Annotated in this window: 6 protein-coding genes and 3 pseudogenes; 7 read left to right on the forward strand and 2 right to left on the reverse strand. The window is 65.7% G+C overall.

Annotated features, from left to right (window positions below; genetic code table 11):
• Positions 1 to 513 precede the first annotated feature (513 nt).
• Positions 514 to 816: pseudogene (locus ABT057_RS48510) on the forward strand (response regulator); the annotation flags it as partial.
• A gap of 107 nt (positions 817 to 923) precedes the next feature.
• Here the strand turns inward: ABT057_RS48510 and ABT057_RS49385 are convergent.
• Positions 924 to 1,004: pseudogene (locus tag ABT057_RS49385) on the reverse strand (hypothetical protein); the annotation flags it as partial.
• Positions 1,005 to 1,259: 255 nt separating this feature from the next.
• On the opposite strand from ABT057_RS49385, the gene ABT057_RS48520 reads away from it, so the two are divergent.
• From ABT057_RS48520 to ABT057_RS48545, 6 genes are all read left to right on the forward strand, one after another.
• On the forward strand, positions 1,260 to 1,832 hold the full coding sequence (locus ABT057_RS48520; protein ID WP_352351731.1) for a hypothetical protein: 573 nt from the start codon (positions 1,260 to 1,262) through the stop codon (positions 1,830 to 1,832).
• Positions 1,823 to 2,365: a hypothetical protein gene (locus tag ABT057_RS48525; RefSeq protein ID WP_352351733.1), complete on the forward strand. Its 543-nt coding sequence runs from the start codon at positions 1,823 to 1,825 to the stop codon at positions 2,363 to 2,365. Before ABT057_RS48520 ends, ABT057_RS48525 begins: the two co-directional genes overlap by 10 nt.
• Before the next feature lie 101 nt (positions 2,366 to 2,466).
• On the forward strand, positions 2,467 to 3,486 hold the full coding sequence (locus ABT057_RS48530) for an ABC transporter permease (RefSeq protein WP_352351735.1): 1,020 nt from the start codon (positions 2,467 to 2,469) through the stop codon (positions 3,484 to 3,486).
• Positions 3,487 to 3,556: 70 nt separating this feature from the next.
• Positions 3,557 to 5,980, forward strand: coding sequence for a glycoside hydrolase domain-containing protein (locus ABT057_RS48535; RefSeq protein ID WP_352351737.1), 2,424 nt, complete (start codon positions 3,557 to 3,559; stop codon positions 5,978 to 5,980).
• A gap of 19 nt (positions 5,981 to 5,999) precedes the next feature.
• A complete protein-coding gene (locus ABT057_RS48540) occupies positions 6,000 to 6,449 on the forward strand; it encodes a hypothetical protein (protein WP_352351739.1) in 450 nt (149 codons plus the stop codon).
• Entirely contained in the window at positions 6,446 to 7,108 is a 663-nt protein-coding gene (locus tag ABT057_RS48545; protein ID WP_352351741.1) for a hypothetical protein, read from the forward strand. The genes ABT057_RS48540 and ABT057_RS48545 overlap by 4 nt, the downstream gene beginning before the upstream one ends.
• 301 nt (positions 7,109 to 7,409) lie before the next feature.
• Here ABT057_RS48545 and ABT057_RS48550 read toward each other — a convergent pair.
• A pseudogene (locus ABT057_RS48550) lies at positions 7,410 to 8,399 on the reverse strand (transposase); the annotation flags it as partial.
• Positions 8,400 to 8,610: the final 211 nt, after the last annotated feature.

Here is an 8,610-nt window from a genome sequence, read left to right on the forward strand (position 1 = left end):
CCCTGGAACAGGGCGGTCAGGACCGCGCGCGGCGCACGCCGACCCATTTACTGTGCCCCCGGCGCACGGCGAAGCCGCGCTGAGTTGCTGTCGGGAATCTTGGGGTTGCCGGTGCGCCCGCATGATCAGCGGGCATGCTCGTGGCTGTTTCGAAGACCGATGCACTTGTCGAGGTGTCCGTTGTCGCTCCGTCCCCGTTCCGGTGAGCAAGTCCCGTCTCTGACCGTGCAGATCGCGCGGGCGAGCAACCCGGGCGGTCTGGCTCCAAACACGACCGCACACCCACGGCAATCACGATCATGAAAGCCCGGCCCCGCCCCCAGCAAGGCGCATCAGCGGGATGACCTCCTGATGCTGCGAGGTGAGTCGGTGCGCTGCGTGGTGCGTTCTCGCACGAGACCGGACTCATCAAAACGCCCAATACCACATCAACGATCCGAAGACTCGGAAGCAACCCGTAGTAATTGACGGCCCCAATGGCTGTGCCCTGGGTGTGGAGGGCCACCAGGCCAGATGTTCCGCTCCGCTCTGCGCGCCGTCAGGGACACCCGGCCCGACCTCCACTGCCTCGCGGAGGCGCCGGACGGCCGGACGGCGATCGCGGAGGTGACCCGACTCTCTCCCGCCGTCGCCATCCTGGACCTCCGGATGCAGCGCCTGGAAGGGCTGCGCGCCACCGAGGCGATCCTCGCCACCCCGGCGAACGTCACCAAGGTGCTGCTCGGCATTTGCGACAGCGACGCGTACGTGCACCGCGCGCTGCGTGCGGGGGCCAGCGGATTCCTCCTCAAGAGCGTGCCCCCAGGGGAGCTCATCGCGGCTGTGAGGGTGGCCGCTGCCCGCGCGCGGGGACGTACTGATCGACCCGTGAAGACGGAGGGCACCGGGTCGAAGATCTCCTCCTGGACGATTCGCATGTCCGGCGCCACCCGGTCGAAGATCGTCGGCTCCACGAAGAAGCCCCGGTCGTACGCCTCCCCGCCGAGCCGGCCACCGCCGATCACAACCTCGGCGCCCTCCCCCCGGCCGATCCGCAGGTAGTCGAGGACCCGGGCCTGCTGGCGGGCGGGAGAGCGGACCGACAGCGGTGAAGTCGCGCCCCCATCTCGGTCAGCTGTGATATCGATGTCATGTTTCGGCCAATGATCGCCTCCATGGAGTCATTGCGTGAAGATCCCTTGAAAGCGGGATCATTCCTGGGCGACGCTGGGGCGCGTTCGTGTCCGATCGCCAACTCCGGTCACAGCAAGGAGACTTCCATGGGCGTGGCCATCCGTGCCTCGCTGGTGGCTGTTGCTCTCGTCGGGGCTGTCGCTGCGCCCGCGGGCGCCGCCTCCCAGGATCAATCACGTTCCGAAGCGAAGCCGTTGGCCGCGCAGTCCACCGTGGTGAGCGGGACGGGCGGTCTCAGTGTCGCCGCCAAAGCCGCGAGCGGGACCGAAGAGGTCCTGAAGGCCGACACCGCCGCCGCGGTCGCCGCCGCCAACGTGTGCGGATCGGGCTACACCATCTCCGTGAGCGCCGCGCGGTACGGCACCTACGGCACCGCGTACACGTGGTGGAACGGCACCTACAGCGGTAGCAACACCCTGTACGACCGGCCCATCTGCGCCGTGTTCTTCAACGACACCGGCATCACGCACTACATGGGCGTCCGGCTCAAGGACAACTACACCGCCACCGCGGACACCGAGGACTTCGGCGCCTACTCCCAGTACGCCGGTCCCGTCTACCAGAGCAAGGGTTACTGCGGCCAGGCGTACTCCTACATGGAGGACGCCACCGGCAAGGTCCTGGTCGACAACTACCTCAGCGTCGGAACATGCAACTGACGCACCTCCCCTCCCGCCCGCTCCGCCCCGGCCCGGCCACACCGTGGAAGGGCCGGGGCATGTCCGGCCTCGCCGTACTGCTCCTGACGACCGGTTGCGACGCCGGGGAGGATAACGCCCGCCCCCTGAGACGCCGACCGCGGTGGTCTCTCCCGTCGGCGCGGCCGGACACGCCGTCCGCCGTCGCCACCTCCGGGGAACCGGCGGAGGGGGACGCCGAGCCGACGCCCTCCTTCTCGCAGGACGGCGCCACCAAGGTGCTCTTCTACGGCAACCTGAAGGTGTCCGCCACCCCGGAGGCTGACGGCGTGCGGACCACGGTCACCGTGCGCAACGACACCGAGGACAGCGCCAACTACTACATCGAGATCAGCGTCGGGAACGGCGTCGACTGGGTAGCCTCGAACACCTACCGCCTGACCGATGTGCCTGCCCATGGCAGCGACAGCCAGACCAGCACTATTGGCGGCGTCCATCTCGGGCCCATTCCGCAGCACCCGAAGATTTACGTCGACGGGATGGAGCAGTACTGAATCGGGACACGGCGTCTACCGGCCCGAGGAGGCGCTGTCACGAAAGATCCACCATAGCCGCGTCGATCGACACTCGCTTCAACCGCCTCACCGCCACCGAAGTGACCGTGGAGGACACGGGCGGCCGCGACGCCGATCACATATCTCTGGCGTTCCCCCAGGACGCCGACCAGAAGATGGCCCGCGTGAACGGGGTTGAGGCCGCCGGCGTGTACTGGAAGGTCCGCCTCGCGTCCGACGAGTCGGTCCGCTCATCCCCGGTCGGCGACAGCAACGGAGCCGTCTCCCAGACCCCGGTGATCGCGGCCTCTTCCGGCGTGCTCGCCGCAGCCAGACCACACTTCATTCAGGGCCGCGGTTACGACCCGTTCCACGACGCACACCACCAGTCCGTCGCCGTGATCGGTTCATCGACGGCTGCCCGTCTGGACATCAGCACGCTCCGTACCCAGCCCGCCCTCTTCATCGGCAACACCGCGTTCACGGTGGTCGGCATCTCCGACGACACCAAGCGCATGCCAGATCTCCCGCTGTCCATCATCATCCCCAGAACCACCGCGGAAGGAGTCTGGGGACCCCCGCAAGACGAGCGGGCAAAGATGCTCGTCTCCACGCAACTGGGAGCCGCCTCCCAGGTCGTGCAGGAGGCAGCCCTGGCCCTGCGGCCCGACCACCTTGAGTACCTGCGCGCCCTTCCCCCGCCGAACCCCAAGGCCCTTCGCAACGCCGTCAGTAGCGACCTGGGGCAGCTGTTCCTGCTGCTGTCGATCGTCTGCCTCGTGATCGGGGCGGTCGGCATCGCCAACACCACCCTGGTCGCGGTCATGGAGCGCATCGGCGAGATCGGGCTGCGGCGCGCCCTCGGGGCCCGCGCCCGCCACATCACCTGGCAGTTCCTGACCGAATCCGCTGCCCTCGGCCTGGTAGGCGGGATCGCCGGAACAGCACTGGGCACAGCAGTTGTCGTCGGCGTCTCGTTCCACAACGAATGGACGCCCGTCCTCGACCCGGGGACCCTCGCCGCTGCCCTCCACTCGGGCTCGCCACCGGTCTCCTCGCACGGCCTGTATCCGTCCTGGCGCGCAAGCCGCATCCAACCCGTCGAAGCACTGCGGCACTGACCTCACCTCCCTGGCGCGGTCCGCCCGGATCGCGCCGCTTGCACCTGGTTTCACGCGAAAGGAAACAGCTGTGGCAGACGAACAAGTCCTCAGAGCCCAGAAGTGGGTCAACTCCAACTACGGCAGCGTCGCCGGCTACGTCGCCTGCCCGGAGAACGGCCAGACCGGCTGGGGGACCATGAACTCCCTGGTCATGGCACTTCAGCACGAACTCGGCATCAGCCCTGTCGTGGCGTCCTTCGGCCCCACCACGGCCTCGAAGTTCGCCGCCCTCGGCGACATCGGCTTCGAGTGGGACACCAACCGCAACATCGTTGCCATCCTCGAGTACGCACTGTGGTGCAAGGGCTACTGGGCCGTCGAGCCAGGCAGTGAGGGCTGGTTCACCGGCGTCACCCGTGATGCCGTCTCAAAGCTGCGGTCCAACATGGGCATTGGTGGCGAAGGAGTCATCAACGTCCAGGTCGCCAAGGCCTTGATGAACATGGACGCCTACGTCGTCGTGGCGGGCGGAACCGACGGGATCCGCGAGATCCAGCAGTGGCTCAACGGCCGCTACTGGACCAAGAGCGCCTACAGCATCGGCCCGTGCGACGGCATCTACTCCCGCGACGTCCAGAAGTCACTGATGATCGCCCTGCAGTACGAGCTGGGCATCGCCGCTCCGAACGGTAACTTCGGGCCAGCCACCCAGGCAGGGTTGCAGTCCCACACGCTCACCCAGGGCGACTCCGGAGTCTTCGTCCAACTCTTCTCCGCCATATGCCTCTTCAACTCACCCACCTACGACAGCGACGGCAACGACGTCAACACGACATGGCGCTCCTCCTACGACTCCGGGCTCACCCAGTGGGTCCAACTATTCCAGCGATTCAACAAGTTGACCGTGAACGGGAACGGTGACTACGAGACATGGGCGCAGCTCCTAGTCTCCATGGGAGACCCGGATCGTGCTGTGACCGGCTCGGATACGCGGTACGAGATCACCAGCTCCCGCGCCAAGTGGCTGTTCGACAACGGCTACCGATTCGTCGGCCGTTACATATACGACCCGCCCGGCTCCACTCTCGACAAGGAGATCAAACCGGGTGAACTGGACGTCATCTTCGGTGCTGGCCTCAACGTCTTCCCGATCTACCAGGACAATGCCCGCCAGCTCGCGGACTTCACCTACACCAACGGCTACTCACACGGTCTGAACGCACACAAGTGCGCCTCCGACTACGGCTTCAACCGCGGCACCACCATCTACTTCGCCGTCGACTACGACGCGACCGGCGAGGAGATCGCCAGCTCCATCGTGCCGTACTTCCACGGCGTGCAGGCAGCCCTGGCCAGCCAAGGAAAGAAGTACACGCACGGTGTGTACGGGTCCAGGAACGTCTGCAGCACCGTGAGCAACAAGACGTTCGCCCGTTACTCCTTTATTTCCGGCATGTCCTATGGGTTCTCCGGGAACCTCGGCTTCCCCATCCCCAGGAACTGGACCTTCAACCAGATCAAGGAATTCCACGTCACCAACGGCTCCGACGGGTTCGATCTGGACAACGACGCGGTCTCCGGCCTCGACCGCGGCGTCTCGTCGGTGAGCGACGCCGGTGGCCCTGCCGACGACTTCATCGCCTACGTCCAAAAGCTGTACGACCTGGCGGGCTCCTACGGTGCCAGCGGCCAGAAGCGCAGTCAGCTCGTCATGGAGTACATCCGCCACCACTCATACGGCGACAAGGACCTCGCGAACAAGGTCGGCTGGTGGTACCTCATCGGCTCGTACGACAGCGGGTTCGTCGACTACTGCAACTCCAACGGCATGAGCGTCAAGGCCCTGTTCACCGATCCCTTCACCGGCTACCAGCTCGGCGCCGAGCACATGATGGCCACGGCCAACGCCCACCTCCTGACGGCGCAGCCGGACAACAAGAAATCGGCCAACGGGGGCGATGTCGGCGGTTGGGCAGGCGACTTGATGACGTTCTGGGCCGATTGGCGCAACTCCGAGCAGGAGTATGCCGATCCGCTGCAGTTCGCCCACGCCAAACTCGCGGTACCCGGAGTCAATTCATCGTTCGGATTCAACGACCTCATCGAGGACGCCGACGGATACCTTCTCGCCCGGGCCGTAAATGGCGGCAAGACCATCGTCGATGCTGTGAGGGACCACTACAACGGCGGCGGCGGCCTCAAGCGTTTCAACGACTACTTCACCAACAGGTGGGGCAACGCCACCGACTGCAAGACTTCCGCGCACAACGCCTTGACCGCGGTGGACGCGACGCTATCCGTCGCTCAGCTCCAACTCATCACCCTCGCCGGAGTGGTGTCTCCGAGCGACTACCAAAACCTCCCCGGCGGCGGTGACAAGCTCAGCAACTTCGAGCAGGGCTTCGTTGACGCACTGCTGGCCCGTATGGGAACGGAGACCACCAAGCTGTCTCTGTACCAGGCGAACCACGAAAAGTACCTCAAGGCAGCCCGCTCACGCGCCGCCCAGTGACGACGGATAGAACTACGGAATGAAGCAAGCCGGAGCCCTTATCGCCGCAGTGATCCTCGTCGTCTGGTTGGTGTGGAACCTATGGAATGTCTTCCGTATCGTGACCGGACTTCGAGACCGATCATGGCGGCGCCCGCTGTGGTGGGCACGCGTGTGCTCTGTCTCTCTCTTCGCGGGCCTCTTGGCGTGGATCTGGGGCGTGTTCAGAACAGGGCTCGATGTCCGCGAAACGTGCCAGTTCGTCCATCACGTGCACTACGACAGGGCGTACAGGGATGCGCACGCTGCGGAGTTCCAGAAGTTCTTCCCACTGCACAACAGGTGCAATGCACGCTTCGATCTGGTTCCCGCATGGGTCAACCCGTCCCTTGTGGTGTGCGCCGTCATCTCCATCGTCGCCATTGCCGTCCTCGTGAAGTTCGGCATCACGCACCTCACTCGCTTGCCCCGAAAGGAAAGTCAGTCATGACCCAGACTGGTCTGTCACGACGCCGGTTCATCGGCGCCACGTCCGGCGCCGCGGCAGCCGCAACACTCGTCAACCTCAGCGGAACCGCAGTGGCCTCCGCCGACACTCGCACGTGGAAGAGCGCAACGTCGAAGAACGGCTGGTCCGTCCTGGACGAGGCAGCAGCATTCACCATTGAGGGCAGCGGCCGGAAGGTCTCACTCGCTAAGGGCGACGCGGCCACGATCCTGCTGCACGTGGCCCGAAGATTCCACTACGAGATCGACTCCCTGCGGGCCGGTGACGTTCACGGTTGGACCATCAACCGTGAGGTGGCCGAGGCATACGAGTCGAACTACCTGTCCGGAAGCGCGATAGCAATCCGGCCCGTCGCGTATCCGGTCGGCGCGAAGGACAACCTGTACCCGAACGAACTCGTCGTCGTCCGCGACATCCTCGCTGAACTTGATGGCGTCGTGGCCTGGGGCGGTGACTTCAAGACGCCGAAGGAATCCCACTTCGAGATCGCGCTCAAGCCCAGCCACCCCCGTGTAAAGGGGGTGGCTCGCAAGATACTCGGGTGGAACGACGGCCCGGGCAACCACGGTGCCGGCGCAACCGACGCCTTCGACCCAAAGCGCCTCAAGGTATCTCGCACGTTCACGCAACGCACATCTTGACTGGTTTGGTGGTCTCGCTCCCGCGAGTTGATCTTGGCGTCCAACTGGTTGATCATTGAGTAGGGTCGGGGACTGGCGCGGTGGCCCGTGAGGGCTCCGTTTCCAGCCCCCGCCCGTCAAGTAAAGTAGGCCGCTGACGAGGTGGCCGTGGCGCGGGTCCCTTTCCAAGGGCCCCCTTCCCGAACCGGGCGGGCGGTTGGGTAGGCCGCCAGCGAGGTGCCTGTAACCAGGCCCTTTTCCAACGGCCCCCCACCGAACCGGACGTGCGACGTTAATCGCATCCGGCTCTCCAGTGCCTTCAGACCGGCGGTGCTTCCCGTTCCTTGGAGAGGTGCTCGACCTTCAGCCGGACCAAGGTGCCCTCGACGACGGGGAGTTCACCGTCGTGCTCCAGCCAGGCCGAGCGGTGGGTCAGCCTCGGGTGGACCCGGTCCCACGCTTGGGCTTCGGCCTTGCCGTAGTTGGCGGTGTCGGTGACGGTGGTGATCGCCGCCCCGGGCCAGGTCTCGGGTTTGGCGAAGCGGAACTCCTTGCCGTGCTTCGGCGGCCTGCCGCCCTGGGGACAGGCCAGGGCGTACTCCTTGAGCGAGGGCTTCGGCAGCCGCATCACCCGGTCACTGCGGATCCGCCCGACCAGCGCGACAGGGAGATCCAGCAGGACCCAAGCCAGGCGGGTGACGTCGTAACCCGCGTCCATGACGATCGTGATGTCCGGGTCGCCTGGCGTCCACTGGCCGGCCGAGATGAGCCGCTCGGCCACGGCGCGGAGCTGGGCGGCGGTGACGGCGGTCGCATCGTCTTCGGGTCCGAGCCGGATCACGTCCAGGATCGACGTCCACGAGGTGGCTCCCGGTTCGAGGACGGCGACGAAGGAGTACGGCCAGCCCGGGATGAACTGGGAGGCGGACTTCGCCCGGCCGTAGACGTGGCAGAACAGCCGGTCTGCCGAGCACGGCGCGTCCGAGCGCAGCCACGGCGACACGTCGACCGCCGGCACCAGGCGCCCGCCCTCGAACCGGGGCAACGGCAGCCCGGCGAGCAGGGTCCGCAGCCTCTCGACGTCGATCCGGCCCCGGTTGAGAGCTCCGTACAACGCACCGTGCCCACGCCGGTGCTCGGGCACCATCGTCAGGTCCACCAGCGAGGTGACCGGCCCGTCGACGCACAGCAGCGCGTCGGCCAGTTCGAACATTTCGTCACGCCGGGCGGTCAGACACTCGTAGAACTCTGCTCGGAAGCGTGACGCTTCCGCGAACGCTTCCCGCCGGACATCCGGGCACACCACACTCATGACAACGGCCTTCGACTGGTTCTCCTCGTGACGGAGCACAGGATCAGACGAAGGCCGCCCTCAAGTCCGGCGAATGCCCAGGTGAGTGACCGCGTTCGGGACACCGTTCGAGGCCAGAAGAAAAAGAACTTCCCAATGACGATGTCAAGCTGCCGCCGTATCGGCTGGTAGAACCTCGTAGCACTCTCCGTCTCGGAGCATGGCCCACAAG

The sequence above is a fragment of the Streptomyces sp. NPDC002588 genome (assembly GCF_040295925.1).
GTDB lineage: Bacteria > Actinomycetota > Actinomycetes > Streptomycetales > Streptomycetaceae > Streptomyces.

What these genes read in the sequence shown, in the direction of transcription:
- ABT057_RS48525 (WP_352351733.1), top strand. Translation starts at nt 1,823, where the DNA reads ATGCAACTGACGCACCTCCCCTCCCGCCCGCTCCGCCCCGGCCCGGCC.
- ABT057_RS48545 (WP_352351741.1), top strand. Translation starts at nt 6,446, where the DNA reads ATGACCCAGACTGGTCTGTCACGACGCCGGTTCATCGGCGCCACGTCC.
- ABT057_RS48540 (WP_352351739.1), top strand. Translation starts at nt 6,000, where the DNA reads ATGAAGCAAGCCGGAGCCCTTATCGCCGCAGTGATCCTCGTCGTCTGG.
- ABT057_RS48520 (WP_352351731.1), top strand. Translation starts at nt 1,260, where the DNA reads ATGGGCGTGGCCATCCGTGCCTCGCTGGTGGCTGTTGCTCTCGTCGGG.